Below are 19,237 nucleotides of genomic sequence, written 5' to 3'. Positions count from 1 at the left end.
CGTGGTTCTCGGATCCCTTTTTTGTGGTGATATTACTTCGTGCTGTAGACCGGAACGGCCGTTACTTCTGGCACGGCTTCGGTCAGGTAAGCACCCGCTGCGCTGCTTCTGGCTTCATTTTCATCAATAAAGCCATAGAACACGCCCTGCGACGCGGAAGTGCCGCGAATTTCCGCATCTCCACGCATCTGCGCATTGCCTGACAGCACAATGCCGCGCTCGAACGCACCTGGCCCCATGAAGACCGTATGCAGCCGCGCGTTATCGCGTACCACGGTATTGCCCTGTAGCACCGTCAGGCCGCCGACAACGGCACGTCCTTCTACCGTTCCGCTCAGAATCGTCGCACGATCTTCAATTCTGGCGTTATCCCTCACCGTCCCGCCGATGACGCGAGCATAAGGCCCGACGTACGCAGTAGGGGCAACATTGGCTGCGTTGGATACCCAGCCGCCGCCGTTGGCGTGACGAGAACCGTTAGCGGTTGGGTTCGGTGCGCCAGGCTGGCTGCCTTCCGGCCAGACGCCGGTGAAATCAGCCATCCACGGATAGCGGTACAGGGAATAATAAGCCTGATCCCACTTGATCTTCTGCATTTGCGACGGCGTGCCCATGACTACCATGTAAATGCCGCGATCGTCCTGACGAATCGTGAAGTTTTTCACCGTGGCAGACGCGCCGCGCTGCAATTCACTGTAGCGAGAAATGCCATCCGAACCGACAGCGACAATCCCCCAACGCCAGTCGGAATTAGGCTGCGGCATGGTTGCCGGATCGTTTTTCAGCCCAGGGAAGCGGGTAATGGCCGATTTACTCTGCACCATGCCACGGAATTTGACGGTGATTTTTGTCGCGCCACTTTCCGGGATCAGCCGGACGATGTTGTAGCCCAACTGCTGCGGAGCCTGATCGAATGGTACGGAGAAGCGACGGAGGCTGGCGCTGGCACCAACAACTGGCTCAAGTGTCGTGGTTCTCAGCAAACGGTCGGCGTTATTCTGGTTGGGCTGTACCGCACCATAGCCGCCGTAGGTTGAACGATAGAAACGGCCACGATCGAAACCGTCTGGATCGACGTAATCCCAGTTGACGTTGTGCATCGCCCAGTCGCCGAAGACATCGTTGAATTCAGACTGGCTCCAGCCCATGTTGGTACGCAAAACGGACAGCGGATCGGCGGTAGACTGACCGCTTTCGCCCCATTTCGGCGCTTTTGCCCACATATCGTTGATGGCGCCATAGCCAAAGCGATTCTTCAGGTATTCCATAAACTGCCAGTTGCAGTAACGGTTACGCGTTGAACCCAGATAAATATGCGAGTAGTTGACCTGCATTTCCGAACAGTGTGCCGACGTACCGCGGAATTCATCCATCTGGTGCGTCATCCAGTTTGCGTGGGATTCCCAAATCCAGCCAACGTAGTTATCGCCTGAACTCTGGAAGCCGCCGGTTTGCCCTTGCAGCGCATGGGTAAATTCGTGCGCCAGCCCCCAGTTATCCTTGAGTGACGCTGGGCCGATCCACATCCCCATGCTGCCACCGCCCGCAATACCTCCGCTGAGCCCAAAGGTCGGGTCGATGTGAATATTGGCTTTATATTTCACGGTCTGTTTGCAATAAGGTTCGGGGAACTCAATTTGTTTAATAAACTTATCCCAAATTTGTTCCAGCTTCTGCCCTGCGGCAACCGCATCGTTGCGGTTAACGTCGTTATTATTCCAGCGGAAGGCAAAGTGCTCAGTCTGGTATTTCACGGAAGGCATATCGGTGATGGAATTATCCACCTGCCAGTTGCCCGCGACACAAGCCTCAGCGGCGTTTGCCGTATTGACCATCAATGCGCCACTTAAAACGAGTAGACAGTTTAGCGGCGTGAGAAGTGTTTTTATTTTTGGCATAAATCCTTTTCCTAGCATGACTATTGCTAATCAGCCTTATTATTTCACGAGAGAGAATTCCTCGGTGATATATAAGACCCCATCCCAAGGCCATCATGGCCTATATCCGTTATACTTCAAGTTACCTGTACGTTGGCTCCTCGTTCACCCCAGTCACTTACTGAGGTAAGCTCCTGGGGATTTACTGCGTCGCCGCCTGCATGTAACTCGAATTATTTAGGATCTATTTTGCTTAAGTAAAAAACATATCGGCCTCTGTAAGAAGAGGCCGACTGGATTATAGATTAATTTTATCTTGTTACCTATTTCATTTTAAATTTTGGTTATGTCCGAGTTTCCTAAAATAAACATGGTTGTTGGTGTAATACTTTATTAACCAATAAAGCAGGCTGGCGGCCAGTAGTGAATTAAATGCCGGTACGCCCCACTCAAAGGCTAATCCGACGATAGCACCGGCAATGCTGGCAATAATAGCGGGCAAGCCAATCAGCGGCGTTTGCGCACTGTCGGGTAATTGGCCTTCGGCACGACTGGTTTCGAGCAATACTTTGTGGGTGCGCAAAATATAATAATCAACCAGCATCACCCCGATAATCGGTGGGAACAGTACGCCTAATAGCGTCAGGAAATCGATAAAGCGGTCAAGAATACCGGCAACGGAAAGCAGTGTGCCGATGAGTCCAATTACCAGCGTGATCGAGACATAGCGTAGTTTCTTCCCCGTGACGCCCTCTATCGCATTGGCGATTCCCAAAGAGGAGGAATAAAGGTTGATATCATTCACACGCAGTGTCGAAAATATCACGGCAATCAGCCCGATGCCGCCAGCGGCCTGAGACATAATCGTCACAACGTCTGCGGTATTGAGCGCGCGAGCAATAATGATGGCGAGGCCATTCACGATAAATTCCCCGACGATAATCGACAGCATCGTCATCCAGAAAACGTGTTTCCCTTTTTGGGAATAGCGCGTCATATCGGGAGTAATCAAACTCGCGACGATACAGCCGCCCACAACCATTGTTGCGCCAGCGCTAATAGAAATGGCTTCACCATTAGGTGCAGAAGCGATCAGTTCAGCAATATTGTGGCCGGAGAGCGTCATGATCGAAATATAACCGACGACGATAACAAACATCGGCACAGCAATTTTGGCCGTGAAGCGTAACGCCCTGAAACCAAAGGCAACCAGCAGCGTCAGCGCCATGCCGGACAACGCAGCAGACCAGCCAAAGCCGAGCTTATCCGCCATCGCAAAGTTAAGCGCTTTGGCGAATACGGCATTCTGGACGCCGAACCAGCCGATGAGGCTAATGGCGATCACTAACCCAATCAGGACGGAGCCAATACGACCAAAGCCGCACCAGCGTGCGAGCAGGCTGCCCGACATCCCTTCTTTCATCCCTGCGTAACCCAGCCCTACGGTCACTACGCCAAAAATGGCGCTGCCAATAAAGATGGCGAGAAATGCCTGGCCTAACGTCATGGAATGGCCGAGTACCGCGCCTAACATAAACTGGTCTAGCGCGGTTAACATGCCGATGTGCACTAATGCCACATTGAAAAAAGGCAGCCGGACACTAAGCGGAACGCGACTGACTGGGTAGTCATCTATTTTTTCCATGTAGATAGGTTCTCTTATATAAATTGAATGCCTTTCTCGATGAGAGAGTTAGGAATATAACCATCGATCCCAAGATGGCGACAAAATTCCTCAAACTGAGGTAATGAATGCGCCTCTGCCTTTTGATACATATTATATATTCTGTTTTCTATTGTTTTTGGTGATATATTCATTTTCCTTGCTATTTCTTTATTTGATAAGCGTTGCAATATCAGAAAAATAATATCCAGTTCTGACTTGGTAAAAATATTTGTCGTTAATTCAGTTTGTAACGTGGTCGGTTTTTTTTGATCTATATATATGAGCGGAGACCTTGTATCCAGAGGCCTGGCGTTCCACATTGTACCGATGCAAAGCTTATTTTCATCAAAGATGGGGATCTTTTCGCTGACGAAGGGGGTCAGCGTTTTCTTTCCATACCAATAGTGTGTTTCGATAACAGTGACTCTTTTTTCACTATTTTCAGTCAGCCTGTCGTGTTCTTTTAAATCGTCAGAAAGTTCCGTCCAACTGGCAGGAAATTCATCATCTAGTCGTCCTTCAATATCAAAACGCATTGGCGTATTGGTATAAAGGTAAGCCGCCTTATTCATGTAAATATGGCGCGATGATAAATCTTTAATACCCCATGGCTCATTTAAACATTCCATCATAATAATCAGATTGCGAATATAATCAGTCATGTTTGCTTGTGATGATGGCATCCTGCCCTCCTTAATAGGTCGGGATTAATTCAGCGGATCAATTTAGCTAAATAATGTCGAGTATGCTTGTGTGCATATCCCGGTAGGTTTCCATATTCTTTGTATCCCAATTTTTCGTAGAACCCCTTGGCCTGGAATTCGAACGTATCTACGTAAGCTAGATGACAACCACGCTTTAATGCTTCTTTTTCAGCAGCTTGCATGAGTTGACGGCCAAGCCCACTTTTACGATGTTTCTCACTAACCCAAAGATATTGAACTTCTAATGCACCCCACCAAGTTCTGGAGATTAACCCTGCGATAATATTATTTTCATCGTCTTTGAAGTTTAAGAATAGAGGGGAGATATCAACCGTGTCGTACTGTTCATTGTGTTTCCAAAGGCTTGCTATTACAAATTCTTCTTCATCTGAATCTGGTGTGTTAGTAATATTTAGATTCATTACAATAAAACCTCATTATTAGCACGCTAAATTATACTTCCAATATGAATCTTTCTTTATCATATCAAACATATTTAGGCAAGAGTGTATTTCACTCGTTCTTAGGTTGCTATAGTGTTCTATGATAAGAAACATAATCTGATAGACATTGATTGTATTTTGATGAAAATCAGAAAATAAGCACGTATTTGCCTCACCAGGGAAAATACCAGATTTTTTATAATAAAAAAGTATGTTTTGTCGGAAAATGTGTTTTTTATGAGGAGGTTACTCCTCTGTTTTTCTCTTTGACTAATTTATCACCCAGCCCGGCTAACACCAGCGAAATGCGCCACGGTTTCGCTGGCATTCCTCTCCTGCCGACCTCCTCTACCTACTGTCTGTTGCAAAAGTCCCTCTTGCTGGCCTGTCGTCATGCAGAATGGATCACTCGCCTGATATTTACTCTTCATAGCATGGAGTCAACACTGTTTGTTTCCTGAATACATTAAATGATGTATATTTTGGTGTATATAATCATGGTGGTTAGAACATGTGAAAGGTGGCTTATGGAGCGCATTCTTGCTGAGAAATCTATTAACATCACTGAGTTAAGAAAAAACCCAGCCAAGTATTTTATTGATGAACCCGTTGCCGTGCTTTCTAACAATCGGCCTGCCGGTTACATGGTCAGTGCCAAGGTCTTTGAAGCTCTGATTGACCTATTGGAAGATAAGCAGGGTAGCGTTCATACCGCAGCGCGTTTCAGGCCAACCGCTGAACGTTTAAGTAATATTGCGGATAATGGGGTGACGCTGCTGAAAAATGCTTCTGATAAGGATCTGAACGAGTTCACGGAATGAGCATCAGGATTTTCAAGTCCACGTTGCTTTGTCAACAATTGAGCCAGCAAGAGCTGGACGATTTAGTTGCGGACTTCCTGTCTTATAAACAGGATGGCGTGTTACCAGATACTTTTGGCTGTGATGCGCTCTATGATGATGATCGCACCTACCCATTGGTAAGAGAAGAACAAGTAGCCCACATCCATCTTGCTGATGCGAATGCTCCTTTCCCCAAGTTCTTACGCCAGTTCAAAAGAACCAGCGATAAAGCCCATTTGGTTTACTGCCAAAGTGCGATGGATCCTGATATCTATCTGCTGATAATCATTTTAAAGCCTGAAGCGCACAAGATGGCACGAGACAATAACAATATGCACAAGGTTGGGATGATGGCAGAAGCGTTCAGAATGAAATATTGAATGGCATCCCAAAATACGTAGGTGCTTCAATATGTCGATTGTTCCATAAGTCTTCCTTTATCACTTTCCACAAATAGTCGCGCTGCCGCTGGCCGTCCTTGGGCTGAGCGGACTGTTATAAATTCCTCGTATGTTCTTTTTGTAACAATGCTTTGTTAACGGTATGGTGATTTGTTCTTTTCTATCTATTTGTATTTTAATTAAATTAATCCTTGCGTTGAAATGACAATAATAATGCGTATAGTTATCATTTGCTTTTCTGTGCAAATGTTGACAAGAAACGCCTCAGCATCTCGCCAAAATCACCATCAGTTAACCGAGGATATACCATGTCTTTTAGAGTTACTCGCGCCGGAAAAACGCGCGTTTGTGATTCTTCGCTGGCCGGAGTAAAACCATTCGGAGTCTCTCTTCTTGCCCTGTTGATTTCAGCCTCTTTCCTGCCTGCTCAGGCTGTTGCCGAAGAAAACCCTGCTTCAGGCGATACGCTCGTTGTCAGCGCGAACGCCAATGCTAACGCCGAGGCTAGCGACCCGCAGGATTACAGTGTGAAAGTCACTAACGCCGGAACGAAGATGACGCTGACGCCGCGTGATATCCCGCAGTCGGTGAGCGTCATCAGCCAGCAGCGTATCGAAGATCAGGGCCTGCAAACGATTGGCGAGGTCATGGCGAACACGACCGGTGTGTCCTCCAAAATTATCGATTCCGAACGTGTGACGTATTTCGCTCGTGGTTTCCGTATCACTAACTACCTGTTCGACGGTATTCCGACGGTCGTTAACGAAATCTGGGATTTTGGTGATTCAGGTTCAGACACGGCGATCTACGATCGTATCGAAGTAGTGCGCGGGGCGACGGGGCTAATGACCGGAACGGGCAACCCTTCTGCCGCCGTAAACATGGTGCGCAAACATGCGGACAGCCGCGAGTTCAAAGGCTCGGTATCCGGCAGCTACGGCTCGTGGGATAAACAACGGATGGTGGCCGATCTGTCTGCGCCGCTGACGGAGTCCGGTAATGTGCGTGGACGCGTCATTGCGGGCTATCAGGATAACGACACCTGGCTCGATCGTTACCACAACCGCAAAAAATTCCTCTACGGCGTGATTGATGCTGATGTCACAGATTCCACCACGTTGTCGCTTGGTTATGATTATCAGGAAGCCAATACCGATAGCCCAACGTGGGGCGGATTGCCGACGTGGTTCACTGACGGTAGCCGTACACATTTCAGTCGTAGTTTTAACTCCGCACCGAACTGGAGCTACTCCGATAAAACATCGCGAAAAGTCTTTGCCGATCTGACCCAACGTTTTGATAACGGCTGGCAGGTGCGGATGAACGGAACGCATGGCGAAACCAACTTCGATTCCAAGCTGATGTATGCCAATGGTTTCCCGGATAAAGATACCGGGCTGCTTGTTGATCCGTATGGTAATAATGTCGGTGCTTACGGTGGCTGGAATAAAGGAACCCGTAAGGTTGATGCGATTGACACTTACGCCTCTGGTCCGTTCGAGCTACTGGGACGCCAGCATGAGCTGGTGTTAGGCGGCAGCTACAATCGACAACGCAGTCAGTTCTATAACACGCAATCCACGATCAGCTCGGCAGACATGGGTAATTACTATAACTGGAATGGCAATATTGCCGATCCAGCCTGGGGCCCTTGGGCGGACTATGAGCACTCAACTACGCGTCAAAAATCGCTCTATGCCTCGGCGCGTTTCTCTCTGGCCGATCCGCTACACCTGATCGCGGGCGCGCGGTATACCGACTGGAGCATCATTGGTTCGACGGGGGATACCAGCAATAATCGCGTCACGCCTTATGTTGGCTTGGTGTATGACATCGACGATACCTGGTCGGCGTATGCCAGCTATACCGATATCTTCCAGCCGCAAACGCAGAAAGATATTAATAAAAAATATCTGTCTCCGACGACGGGTAAAAACTACGAAACGGGCGTTAAAGGGGACTGGTATAACAGCCGCCTGACGGCATCGGTATCCGTTTTCCGCATTGAACAGGACAACGTGGGGCAATCAACGGGAATCGCGATTCCTGGCGGTGGCGGAGAATTTGCCTATCGTTCAGTTGATGGTGTCGTTAGCAAAGGGATCGAATTTGAAGTGAACGGCGCGGTGACGGATAACCTGCAAATGACGTTTGGCGGTTCGCGCTATGTTGTTGACGATCGGGACGGTCAGTCGGTTAACCCAGAGCAGCCGCGCACGTCGTTCAAGTTGTTTACCCGCTACCAGTTGCCAACGCTGCCGGATTTGACCGTTGGCGGCGGCGTGAACTGGCAAAATGGTATCTGGCAGGAAGGCTCTGACCCGCAAAACACCACGCTGCGCGCCGAGCAGGGCAGCTACGCGCTGGTTAATCTGTTTGGCCGCTATCAGGTGACCAAGCAGTTGGCGGTACAGGCGAATGTTAACAACCTGTTTGATAAAGAGTATAGCGACTACCTTGCACCTTATGCCGTGTATGGCACGCCGCGTAGCGTCTCGATGACCGTCAACTATGCATTTTGACGATCAACGCTTTCTGATGATCGATAATGCTGTCTAAATCTTAAGTAAATGATCATCCCCCGCCGACAACATCGGCGGGGGATGTTATCAACGAACCAGCGATGGCCGTTTGGCGTTAAACGACCAGTTGGGGATTAAAAACTGCATACCGAGCGCGTCGTTACGGTTTTTATCCGGTAGTGACTGATAAAGCCGATGCGCCTCCTCTACCCGTTTCCTGTTCAGCGTAATCCCTAATCCCGGCCCTTCCGGCAAGTGCAAATGGCCTTTTTCAATTCGCGGGGCTTCATGCGTGAGCTGCTGTCCATCCTGCCATATCCAGTGGGTATCAAACGGCGTGATGCGTTCGCCCGGCGCGGCTGCCCCCAGATGCGCGACCATGGCGAGCGAGATATCGAAATGGTTGTTGGAATGGCAGCCTGTAATCAATCCCCATTCCTGGCACAGCTGCGCCACGGTGTTGGCATGGCGCATGGTCCAGAAATGCGGGTCGGCCAGTGGAATATCGATAGCGTTTAGTTGGAGCGCGTGGTTAAGCTGACGCCAGTCGTTAGCAATCATATTGGTTGCCACGGGAATGTTAGTGGCGCGCCGGAATTCGGCGAGGGTTTCCCGGCCGGAATAGCCGTTCTCTGCGCCGCACGGGTCTTCCAGATACGGTATTTGCCCCTGTAGCTCCCGCCCCAAACGTATCGATTCATCCAGAGACCAACTGGCGTTGGGATCCACGGTAACCCGCGAGCCGGGGAAGTGACGCAGCAGCGCTTTTACCGTCTCAACCTCTTTTTCGCCGTGATGCACGCCGCCCTTGAGTTTGAAATCGTTAAAGCCGTAGAGATCGCTGGCGGCTTCCGCCAGACGGATCACGCCGTCGCTGTCCATGGCTGCCTGATGGCGCAGATAAAACCAGTCATGTTTTCCGGTTTCGCCGGGCAGGTAATTCATGTCGGTTTTCGTGCGGTCGGCGATGTAAAAAAGGTATCCGAGAATCGGAATCGACTCGCGCTGCTTACCGCTGGCCAACAATTCTGCGACCTGAAGGTTTAAGAACTGCCCGGTCAGATCCAGTAGGGCGGCTTCCGTCGCGGCTACCGCGTTATAAAATTTCTCCGGGTTCATCTGTGGAATGTGAATGGCGGTGTTATCGCTCTGCCCGCTACTCAGGTTGCGCTTATCGCTTTTAAACAGCGTGCTCAACGTCGTGTTCAACTTGAGTAATGAGGTTCCCTCCACCTGCGGAATAAAATCGTTGAGCACCGCGAGTGTACTGGAATGGCAGGGGCATTCTCCTACGCCGGTATGGCCCGCGCTGTCTGTCAGCGTCACCAGAATGCGGGTGAAGTAGCAGTTGTGCGCACCGCCAATATTCAAAAGCATGCTGTCATATCCGGCGACCGGAATGACCTCCATTTTTTTAATGATAGGGCTGTCAGACATTTCGATGCTCCATAGGTTTGAATGAACTGGGCGGCGTGGTATGTGTATTACGCAGCAATAAGAACAGACCGGTCACGACGGAAACCGCAGTCAGGGAATAGAGCCCGCCCGTTGTGCTGCCGGTTTTTAATTCCAGATAGCCAAAGACGGTAGGCGCGACGAAGCCCCCGAGGTTGCCGATGGAGTTGATCAGGGCGATCCCCGGTGCGACGATGGAGGCAGGCAGGTTGCCCTGCGGCATCGGCCAGAAGAAGGTGGCGCTGACCTTTGATCCAATGCAGGCAACGATCATGGCGAAGAAGCCGAACCACGGCGATCCGATCGTCGCCATGAAAGTACCGCAGGCGGCAATCAGCATGGCGACGCCTAGTGCTTTAGGTAAGTGCTGGCGATGTTTGTCGCTGAATTTACCAACCAGGTTGATGGCGATGATGGCGCACAGCCAGGGGATGGCGGTAAGCAGCCCTATACCGAAACTGCTGAATCCCTGAATGCGTTGGATAATCTGCGGGAGCCAGAACACCAATGTGTAACCCGTCATGGTCATGGTAAAGAAGATGGCACAGTAGAACAGCGTTCTGCGGTCCGTCAGTAAGCGCAGTTTTCCGGTGTTTTCCTGCTGTGCATCGCGCTCTATTTCTTCCTGCTGTAGCTGTTGCCCGAGCGCCTGCTTCTCTTCTGCGCTGAGCCAGCGGGCTTTATCAGGGCTGGATACCAGCACAAAGGCTGCCAGAATCCCGACCAGAATCGATCCCGCGCCTTCTAAAAACATCACCCATTTCCAGCCTGCGATGCCGAGGAAATCATGCATCATCAGGATGGCTCCCGTAATCGGGCCGGAGAAGAGAAACGCCCCCGCGCTGGCACTGAGGATCAGCGCCGTTGCCCGGCCACGCCAGGCGTTAGGCACCCAGAGCCGGAAGTAATACAGCACGCCAGGGAAGAAACCCGCTTCGGCTACGCCGAGCAAAAAGCGCAGGACATAAAACTGCATCGGGCTGGTGACAAAGCCTGTCGCGACCACGACGGCTCCCCAGGTAATCATGATGCGTGTCAGCCACACCCGCGCCCCGAATTTCTTCATCATCAGGTTACTGGGGACTTCAAACAGCGCATAGCCGATAAAGAAAAGCCCTGCGCCAAGGCCAAATGCCGCCGCGCTGATACCGGCATCGGTCTGGAGTTCTGCTTTTATAAATCCGATATTTGACCTATCTATCTGATTAATAATCAACATAATGGCCAGCATCGGGATAATGCGCTTGAAGAATTTGGCAATGGCTGAGGCGAGATACGCCTCTCTGGTGCGGTTAGATGATTCGGTTATTGTCGTTGTCATTTTTACACCTCGCGTAAGTAGGTTACGAAAGTGTTATAGAAAATGAGTGAAAGGAATAACCATGTGCAGATGCCCAGCATGCGTTGGGCTACTCCACAGTGGCGGCGAAAATGAAGGCGGCCAGCGCGATTAGGAAAAAGTGAGGAAATATCACGTCTGCGACGGCGGTCACAGCCTGACGGGGGAGGCAATTAACTGCGTCACTCGCATGCATGACCTCATTCGTGAAGGATCGCAGTTTGTTATCGTGATGCACTCTCCGATCCTGATGGCGTATCCCGATGCCACTATCTTTCAGTTCGTATAGAAAGGCATCCTACGAAGATGACACGCGACAAAATAATTGATAAATTACCTATTCATTTTCTTATTCATTTGCTTATTCATTTATCTATTCATTGAGTGGTTTTTCATTATGACAAATCGATCTGACATGATACGCCAAATGCTACGTTCAGGGCCAATGACTGTAAGGCAACTAACTGATATTTTTGGTGTTAGTCAGCCAACTATTTCCCGGGATTTAAATTTACTTGGTGATGATGTTGTTCGAATTGGAGCGGGTTCATCTATTCAATATGCTTTGCGTGACGCTTTTCGTGGGTTTAGTTCTGCCCCTATTTACCGTATAACCGAGATGGGGCAAGTAACATCACTTGGCAAACTCATTCCGGTTCATCCAGACGGATTTGTCATGGAACAGACTGACAAAGTGAGTCTCCACAGTGACGGGCTGCCGTGGTGGTTATTTGACATGCGACCGCAGGGCTATCTTGGACGAGCGTATGCATTAACATATTCAGCCGAGCTTGGTTTACCTCCTAACCCTGAAGACTGGACAGACTCTGATGTTATTAGAGCCTTGCTAGCGCATGGGCACGATGCTGTAGGGAATCTATTGATAGGGGAGCAGGCAAGAAACCAATTTGTGGAGATGCCGTTACCTACTCCCGTTGATCGAGCCACAGCCTATCCCACGCTGGCATTGGCTGTTAGCTCCGGCGAGGTACCGGGTTCATCTGCTGGAGGTGAGCAACCAAAATTTTGTACCTATACAGAACGCGGCCATGTTCTAGTGAAATTCACGGCTCTGGACAATAACCCTATAAGCGAACGCTGGCGCGACCTGTTACAGGCCGAACATCTTGCGTTGAAAGTGCTGGGAGTAGACACAGAGGTGTTTGATTTTGGAGGGCGACGCTTCCTTGAGATCCCGCGGTTCGACCGTGCAGGCCTGCTAGGACGTATTGGTCTCTTTTCTTTACGAGCGCTGGAGGCGGAGTTTGTCGGCCGAGCGAGGGAATCTTGGCCCGTTCTGATTAATGAGCTGGTTAAGCTGAAGCATGTTCATCCTGATGCTGCCATTGGCACGGCACGGCTTTGGGCGTTTGGGACGCTGATCGGCAATACCGACATGCACCACGGTAACCTGTCTTTCATTAGTAGCCATGGCCGCCCATATCACCTTGCGCCAGCCTACGACATGCTGCCAATGGGTTTTGCCCCTCGATCCGGTGGTGATATAGTGGATACACTTAGATCGGCGACACTACTTGACGTGATCAGCGGGGAAATCTGGCAGGAAGCATTGGAGTTGGCAGAGAACTTCTTAGCGTTAGCCCGTGATTGCAGCCGCTTCTCCGTCAATTTTGATCCATGTCTTGCAGCGTTGCGTAGCCACCTTGATGAGGCGAGTGCGCGTATATCGCGCTTGGGATAATGACCCTGAATCGCTACTGATTCTAGACCACTGCGAATGAATGGCTGAACCGCCAGTGTTTGGTAAAAAACAGGGGCGGCCTCGACTTTTCCCTCAACCCGCTATAAATAGCTCAAGGTAAAATTCGCCGTTGCCATGAAATCGCCGGACTGAATCAGATCGTCGCGTATCTTTTCGATGCGAGCGGAAAAGGGAATGGCGTTGTCCCCGCTTCGCAGCACAATACTGTCCGTGCTGTTATTGATGCCGACCAGTTTGTTCGCATGATAAATGCCAACCGCGATGCCTTTGGCACCGGAAGGCGTATCCAGCGCCAGCCGCTTGGGCAAGAGCGGTTCTTCTGTGCCTGAAAAACGGATAGTGACGTTTTGGTAGGTATCCAGATTACAGTCCGTGAGGTTGATCGTGAAGTCATGCCAGTCGCCGTAGCGATTGGCTTTTAACGTGCGCTCAGAGACTTCACTCATGTCCACCACAATCGCCTTGCTCTCCGTACTCACATTACAGGCGGCGTTGACGACTAAAACGTGGAAGGTCACTTCGTGATCGTCCAGCATGGTCCTCTGCTGCGCGAAGGATGTACCTGAAGACAGCGCGATGATGCCAAGTGTAAAGGCGAGTAGAGGGCCGCGCGACGTGGCTTTCGCTACCGTATTGTTGTTCTTTATCATCGTTACGATCTCGCGTAGGAAGACGGATTAATGATAATTAAACCGTAGGATAATATTTTTCTCGGCATCGCCTATTACGGCGGGGCCAGCCGCATAGAGCCGAGCCGTATAACGCCGTTCAACCTGGCCGCTCGATGCCGTCAAGCCGTCAACCAGACCGATGAACTGGTTAAACACCACGTTATTGCCGCTGCGTGTATCTTCGATCTTCAGCGTAGCGCCATTTCCCATGTTTATACCGTCTATCCCGACGAGTGAATTTCCCCGCGACGAGGCATCAAAGTTGATGTCCAGATCGAAACCCTTGCCGCAGTCTTCTCCGCCGTCGGTCGATACGTTGATGTAGAATTCCTTTTGTGCCAGTTCGTTAGCCTCCGTACCTGACCACGCTCGGACCGTATCAAAATCGACATAGCTGTCGGGCGAGACGTTGATTTTCGCGGCGCACTGCATAATGTCGATGCCGTGTAGCCCTGACAGGCTGAGACCATAGTTGCTGTTGGGTTTGTTGTTGATGCCTCCTTCACCGTCGATCTGGAAGACGCGTAGCGAATCGACGCCCGCCGTGGTATCGGTAATATTTCCCGTTTTTTCGAGGTAGAGCTGCACCGTGACATTCAGCATGGTCGGGTTGGACGGCGGTGACGAGCCGCTTGGACCGGGTAAGATCCATTGCCCCGTGGATACGCGGGATGCGGTGGTGCCGCCGTTGGTAATCACCCCGAGATCTTGTCCGTTATAGATGATGCCAATCCCGACCCCTTGGCTGATGACTTTGCCTTCAGGGTTGGGATAGAAGTAGGACATTTCGCCCTGCGGGCGCACGGATTTATACGCCCAGCAGGCCAGGCTGCGGGTATAGGGTTTTGATGTCCACAGACGGCTGCCAATCGGCAAGGTCGCAGGGATCTTTAGCGTACCAATATCCTCATAATCGTTTACCGGGCCGGTCACGGTGCCCAGCCGGCATTCCAGCGCGCTGGCGTTAAACGCCGTTAAGCCGAAAAAGAGCGACGCGCAGAGGGCGACATGGCGATGTTGACGAGCAGCTAACCAAGACATAGCGGTTCCCCGTGGCTTATTTACGGATGGCGGGCTGGCACTGGTTTTGTGCGCAGGTAAAAGGCAACTCCAGATGGCCGCCGTAGTCATTGACGTAGTACAGATAGAAGCGATCGACCGCGCCGTCATTCACCTCAACCGACAACGTTGAGCGTGGCGCGACCATAAAGGCGTTTCCCTTCAGTAGGCTGGTGGGGTTGGCGCGCGTCGCTTTAGGCTGTTTCAGGATGCCGCTGACCGTGATGTAGTACGGCGTGGGGTTTTCTACCTGAAAGGTGTTTCCCGTTTTGCGGACGATCAGTTTTTCCTGCCATATTTCGTCTTTGGCTGGCTTTACGCCACGGGGGCGGAAGAACACCTTAATTTCAGACTGAATGGCTATCTGTAATACGTTGGGCTTGTCCGTCTTGGGCGGAATTTCCCGGACGTTAAGGTAAAACAGCGATTCGCGGTCGGTTGGCAATTGGCTGATTTGTTCTGTTTTGACCAGACGGATCAGGCTATATCCTTTCGCTTCTATGCGCTGTAGCGGCGGCAATACCATCAGCGGCGTTGTCACTTTATTGTGCCGATCGTCCGTCAGCCAGGACTGCGCCAGAAACGGGTTCTCCACGTTTTGGTTCATCAACATGACCGTCGCCGATTGCTCCTCATCGTTAAAAATAACGCGGGTGCGATCGAGGCTCAGGGCGCTATAGGCTGTGGGCATCAAAAACAGGCAGCCGATGAGGAATCCTGCTGCTCGCTGATAAAATGTGTGTTTCATAACGTACTCTCCAGATTTTTCTCTTTCTTCGCGCCGCTTATTTACAGGGAAGCAGCAGGGCATCAAGGTGATTTAAGGTGGCGGGCAGGGTGATGGCGCACTGTGTTCTGCCCTCCCAGATGACGGACAGCGTTTCGTCAGGCGATACGCCCGTGATATAGGCCTGCCCGCCGTTGGCGATCATGGCGATATCGCGGCCTTTCTTGTTTTTGATCTGGGCGGCGAACGGGGGATTTTTGCCATCGGGCAGCGCCACGTGCGCCATGATTTTTGCCCCGCTCACCACGTCGAATTTACGGTAGCCAATGGCACCTTCGGTCAGCGTGCCCTGAACGACCGTCGTCACCGCTTCAATGTGTTGCGGTAATTTTTGAAGATCAATGCGGGTCGAGACGTCGTAGTAGCTGCTGGTGCCAGCAATCACGGCCAGCCCATAGCGGTTGGTCTCGACCTGACTACCGGTGAACGGTACGCCCGCCTGTTCGGTATCGACCATGATGCGGGTGCCGCCCTGATTGCCTTTCGGGTGTGCTGCGACGCCGTGGCGGGTAGCGGTAATCCCGCCGCGCAGTGAACCATTCAGGTAGGTGTAGCGATCCTGCTGCCAGGCGACGCCCACGGTGGCATCCGTCATCGGTGCCAGATGGGTATAGTTGCCGCTCAGATAAGTATTCTCTTTACTGTCATGTCGGGTGCTCAGATTCCAGGTGCGGCGCGGATCGGCGTTATTGGAATAGGTCAGCGCCTGATTGCTGCCGTCGTTATAGCGCCCCATGCTGTAGCTCAGACGATCCTTCTCGCCGAGCGGGATAGAAAAGCTCAGATACAGGCTGTCATCGGTACGGCGGTTGAATTCGGTGCGATAGACCGAGATATTTGCGGCAATGCCTTTAACTGCGCCGATATCGAAATATTTGTTCAGCGAAACCCCATAGCGATCCTGCTCGGCTTCATTCCAATAGGTTTGGCGCGTATAGGTCACGTAGGTCGACAGCCCGCTCAGCAGGGGAGATGATTCCCGCGTCGCGAAGTTTTTGGAGAGCGTAATGGTGTAGCGCTCTTTTTCATTGCGATAGCGGCTATCGAGATTCAGCGCATAGAGATACTGCGCCATGCTCATGTAGGTCTTTTCTGAAAAGCGGTAGCCCGCAAAACTGATCTGGCTATCGATCGAGTTGAAGTATTTAGACCAGTTAAGTGAGAAAGCATGCCCCATTTGTGACGAGGACGTTGCTGGCAGCGTCGCGCGTGACTGTGTGATATCCGCCGACAGCGCACCCAGCAGGTAAAGGTTTTTCCCGATGCCTGCCGACCAGGACTGGTAGCCATCGGATAATATGCTGCCGCCGTACACCGACCACGCGTTAGATAATCCCCATGAGGCTTCAGCAGCAGAAAAGGCCGGGCCTTGCAGACGATGGTTGGTATTCGAGGGTTTACCCGCGGCGAGTTTATACTGCACGTGTCCCGGCCGCGTCAGGTAAGGCAGGTTGGCTGATTCGGTCTGGAACGTTGTCACCGTGCCGTCTTCTTCCGTCACGCGCACATCCAGCGTACCGCTGACGCCGTTCTTCATATCCTGAATGGCAAAGGGGCCGGCAGGCACGGTGGTTTCATAGATCAGCCTGCCATTTTGCGTCACGGTTACCGTCGCGTTGGACTTGGCGACGCCGCGAATTTCGGGCGCGTAGCCGCGCAGCGAAGGGGGAAGCATGTTCTCGTTATTGGCTAATGACACGCCGGTAAAGCGATAGCTATCGAACAGGTTGCTGCTGAAATACATTTCCCCCAGCTTGAGATCGGCTGAAAGCGTTGGCAGCGGACGATAGGCGTAAAACTGATCCCACGAGAAACTATCGCGATTCGCGTTGCGCGATTTTTGCAGAAAATAGCGGTAATCGGCACGATAGCGCCAGGCTCCCTGATTAAATCCGGTGGTGCCGTAGCTGCTGAGGTAGTGTGATGTGCCTCTGCCATTGGTCTCACGGCGTACGTTCCCAACGAGGTTATAGTCCAGCAACGCACCGCCGATGCCGTGGTCCCACTGTTCGGGTGGAATCCAGTTGCGATCGCTGTACGCTAGCCAGGCCTGCGGGATCGTAATATTTAGCGTTCCCATGCCTATCTGGTTAGAGACGGTGACGCCAGCAATAGGCGTCAGATCGACACATGCGCCGTTATTCCATAATTCGGCTTTGTCACGCGCCTCTTTTTTCAGCGCCAGTTTATCGACGAGTTCGGGTGAGAGACAGGCTGTTGGCCGAGCGCGATGATTGCCTTCCGGCAGGTAGTTAATCATCTGCTGCTGTATTTCACGCGCGTTGACTTTTATTGATAAAAGATAGGTGCCGGGCGTGACATATTCGGGATCGGAAAAATGGCTAAGATCAATGTCATTACGATCGTCGACATCCAGTACGTTAACGTTAAATTCCGTTGCACTGAGCGATGCTGTATTCAAAGAAAAAATAAAAAAACCGTAACGAAATAGCGCGGGTTTTATTTTTTCTTTGAACGTAATATTTTTCATTGCCATAGGAATAGGTGCTTGAAAAGATGTCGCGTTGTGGTTATCCATTCATGTATTTCGACATGTGGAATGAATAGGATAATAGGGGAGGAAGCCTCCCCGTTTTTACGGATACCCTGTTGTTAGCGCAATAGATTGTTAGCGCAATAGAATTTTATTGATAGGACACAACAAAATTAGCCGTGCTGGCGAAGGAACCTGTCGTGATGACTGGCGATTCCCCTTCCTGTGGCGTTGGCAGTTTGGCAACATAAGACGTGAAGGAGAAAATATTATCTCCATTTGCCAGCGGCGTAGCAGGAACGGCTGGTGTGGTTCCGTCGAATTTAATTTTTTCGCCGATGCGTTCTACGGCAATACCTGCACCGGTTGCACTGCCGTTTAATGCCAGCAGTTCATTATTGGTGCCAGATGCTACGCCGCCGGAGAAAACAATTTTGGCACTGGTTGCGGTATCCAGGCTGCAATCTTTTAATGTGATATCAAACGGTTTGATTTCTGACGTGCCGCCGTTTTCCAACACCGTTTTGCTGATTTCGCCAAACTCGATCGTTTGGTGCAAATCTTCCTGAGATACTGAGCAGGGCGTATCAATAATTTTTCCTTTAAACGTCACCGATCCATTATGTGAATCTGCGGCATGTGCGCCGACAGAAAATATCACGGAGATGAGGGATGCCAGGGTGATCTTTGATAATTTCATATTATGCTCTCTCGGTTGGTTACTTTATTTAAAAAATGGGCACGACTCGCATGAATGTTCACGCATTCATGCATAACGAGTAATGCCTTCTCTTTTGTAATGTCTTTTCTGACGGATTGGTGGTTCGTCGTGTTTCATGCGGTGAATATATTTCCGCTTGCCTAACCAACGACGCTGAAACTGGGGGTATCGTAGTGTTGAATGATTTTGTGGTCAAATATATTGAATTAATTATATTTATTTAGATTAAATGTTTTAAATTTACATTTATTTAGTTTTTTATTCTGTTTTGTTGTTTTCATGTTCCAGAGTGAAATTATAAGCTATAAATATAATTATCAAGATAATTTATTTAATTCAATATGTTACTTGTTATTCAGCGTCTTTGTAATGTGTTAGTGCAGAATATCTATTGGTTGGTAAAAATAATGGGTAATGACTCTAATTGGTTGAATTGACTTATATTGCTCGCTTTTGAGGTTTTCTTATGGCCAGCGTTACTGTTCATTGTCCCCGTTGTCAGTCTGCTCTGGTTTACCGACATGGGCAGAACC

At 50.5% G+C, this 19,237-nt stretch carries 16 protein-coding genes; 5 read left to right on the top strand and 11 right to left on the bottom strand.

Annotated features, from left to right (window positions below; genetic code table 11):
• Positions 1 to 32: 32 nt before the first annotated feature.
• The 4 genes from Q3A88_RS09405 to Q3A88_RS09390 all read right to left on the bottom strand — a co-directional run bounded on the left by Q3A88_RS09405 (position 33) and on the right by Q3A88_RS09390 (position 4,669).
• Positions 33 to 1,898 carry an Svx/AvrXca family virulence/avirulence protein gene (locus tag Q3A88_RS09405; protein ID WP_317177790.1) on the bottom strand — a complete coding sequence of 622 codons (1,866 nt, stop codon included), beginning with the start codon at positions 1,896 to 1,898 and terminating at the stop codon, positions 33 to 35.
• 307 nt (positions 1,899 to 2,205) lie between these two features.
• Positions 2,206 to 3,522, bottom strand: a complete 1,317-nt coding sequence (locus Q3A88_RS09400) for a cytosine permease (protein ID WP_317177789.1) — start codon at positions 3,520 to 3,522, stop codon at positions 2,206 to 2,208.
• Positions 3,523 to 3,536: 14 nt separating this feature from the next.
• Entirely contained in the window at positions 3,537 to 4,226 is a 690-nt protein-coding gene (locus Q3A88_RS09395; RefSeq protein ID WP_317177788.1) for a helix-turn-helix transcriptional regulator, read from the bottom strand.
• A gap of 29 nt (positions 4,227 to 4,255) precedes the next feature.
• Entirely contained in the window at positions 4,256 to 4,669 is a 414-nt protein-coding gene (locus Q3A88_RS09390; RefSeq protein ID WP_039272788.1) for a GNAT family N-acetyltransferase, read from the bottom strand.
• Positions 4,670 to 5,217: 548 nt separating this feature from the next.
• On the opposite strand from Q3A88_RS09390, the gene yafN reads away from it, so the two are divergent.
• The 3 genes from yafN to fhuE all read left to right on the top strand — a co-directional run bounded on the left by yafN (position 5,218) and on the right by fhuE (position 8,455).
• Positions 5,218 to 5,511, top strand: coding sequence for a type I toxin-antitoxin system antitoxin YafN (gene yafN / locus Q3A88_RS09385; RefSeq protein WP_040033545.1), 294 nt, complete (start codon positions 5,218 to 5,220; stop codon positions 5,509 to 5,511).
• Positions 5,508 to 5,912: a type II toxin-antitoxin system YafO family toxin gene (locus Q3A88_RS09380; RefSeq protein WP_317177787.1), complete on the top strand. Its 405-nt coding sequence runs from the start codon at positions 5,508 to 5,510 to the stop codon at positions 5,910 to 5,912. The genes yafN and Q3A88_RS09380 overlap by 4 nt, the downstream gene beginning before the upstream one ends.
• 329 nt (positions 5,913 to 6,241) lie before the next feature.
• Positions 6,242 to 8,455, top strand: coding sequence for a ferric-rhodotorulic acid/ferric-coprogen receptor FhuE (gene fhuE / locus Q3A88_RS09375; protein ID WP_317177786.1), 2,214 nt, complete (start codon positions 6,242 to 6,244; stop codon positions 8,453 to 8,455).
• Positions 8,456 to 8,542: 87 nt separating this feature from the next.
• Here the strand turns inward: fhuE and Q3A88_RS09370 are convergent, their stop codons facing one another.
• Positions 8,543 to 9,892: an enolase C-terminal domain-like protein gene (locus Q3A88_RS09370; protein ID WP_039283813.1), complete on the bottom strand. Its 1,350-nt coding sequence runs from the start codon at positions 9,890 to 9,892 to the stop codon at positions 8,543 to 8,545.
• Positions 9,885 to 11,231 carry an MFS transporter gene (locus tag Q3A88_RS09365; RefSeq protein WP_110163690.1) on the bottom strand — a complete coding sequence of 449 codons (1,347 nt, stop codon included), beginning with the start codon at positions 11,229 to 11,231 and terminating at the stop codon, positions 9,885 to 9,887. Before Q3A88_RS09365 ends, Q3A88_RS09370 begins: the two co-directional genes overlap by 8 nt.
• Positions 11,232 to 11,646: 415 nt before the next feature.
• On the opposite strand from Q3A88_RS09365, the gene yjjJ reads away from it, so the two are divergent.
• Positions 11,647 to 12,951, top strand: coding sequence for a type II toxin-antitoxin system HipA family toxin YjjJ (gene yjjJ, locus Q3A88_RS09360; protein WP_110163763.1), 1,305 nt, complete (start codon positions 11,647 to 11,649; stop codon positions 12,949 to 12,951).
• 101 nt (positions 12,952 to 13,052) lie between these two features.
• On the opposite strand, the gene Q3A88_RS09355 is transcribed toward yjjJ, so the two are convergent.
• From Q3A88_RS09355 to Q3A88_RS09335, 5 genes are all read right to left on the bottom strand, one after another.
• Positions 13,053 to 13,622, bottom strand: coding sequence for a fimbrial protein (locus Q3A88_RS09355; protein WP_110163689.1), 570 nt, complete (start codon positions 13,620 to 13,622; stop codon positions 13,053 to 13,055).
• 27 nt (positions 13,623 to 13,649) lie between these two features.
• Positions 13,650 to 14,684, bottom strand: a complete 1,035-nt coding sequence (locus Q3A88_RS09350; RefSeq protein WP_233991316.1) for a hypothetical protein — start codon at positions 14,682 to 14,684, stop codon at positions 13,650 to 13,652.
• A gap of 16 nt (positions 14,685 to 14,700) precedes the next feature.
• Positions 14,701 to 15,450 carry a molecular chaperone gene (locus Q3A88_RS09345; protein WP_014914337.1) on the bottom strand — a complete coding sequence of 250 codons (750 nt, stop codon included), beginning with the start codon at positions 15,448 to 15,450 and terminating at the stop codon, positions 14,701 to 14,703.
• Positions 15,451 to 15,487: 37 nt separating this feature from the next.
• On the bottom strand, positions 15,488 to 17,986 hold the full coding sequence (locus Q3A88_RS09340) for a fimbria/pilus outer membrane usher protein (protein ID WP_317177785.1): 2,499 nt from the start codon (positions 17,984 to 17,986) through the stop codon (positions 15,488 to 15,490).
• A 148-nt stretch (positions 17,987 to 18,134) separates the two neighbouring features.
• Positions 18,135 to 18,683 (bottom strand): fimbrial protein, encoded by a 549-nt coding sequence (locus Q3A88_RS09335; protein WP_317177784.1) that lies wholly within the window; start codon positions 18,681 to 18,683, stop codon positions 18,135 to 18,137.
• A gap of 487 nt (positions 18,684 to 19,170) precedes the next feature.
• Between Q3A88_RS09335 and Q3A88_RS21895 the strand changes: the two genes are divergently transcribed.
• On the top strand, positions 19,171 to 19,237 hold a 67-nt coding region (locus tag Q3A88_RS21895), incomplete at its 3' end, for an IS1 family transposase (protein WP_410522757.1).

The organism is Pectobacterium sp. HCp5_1 (assembly GCF_032905925.1).
GTDB lineage: Bacteria > Pseudomonadota > Gammaproteobacteria > Enterobacterales > Enterobacteriaceae > Pectobacterium > Pectobacterium brasiliense_A.
Note: the sequence above shows the minus strand (reverse complement) of the source record. Positions and strands in the feature narration are given on the sequence as shown.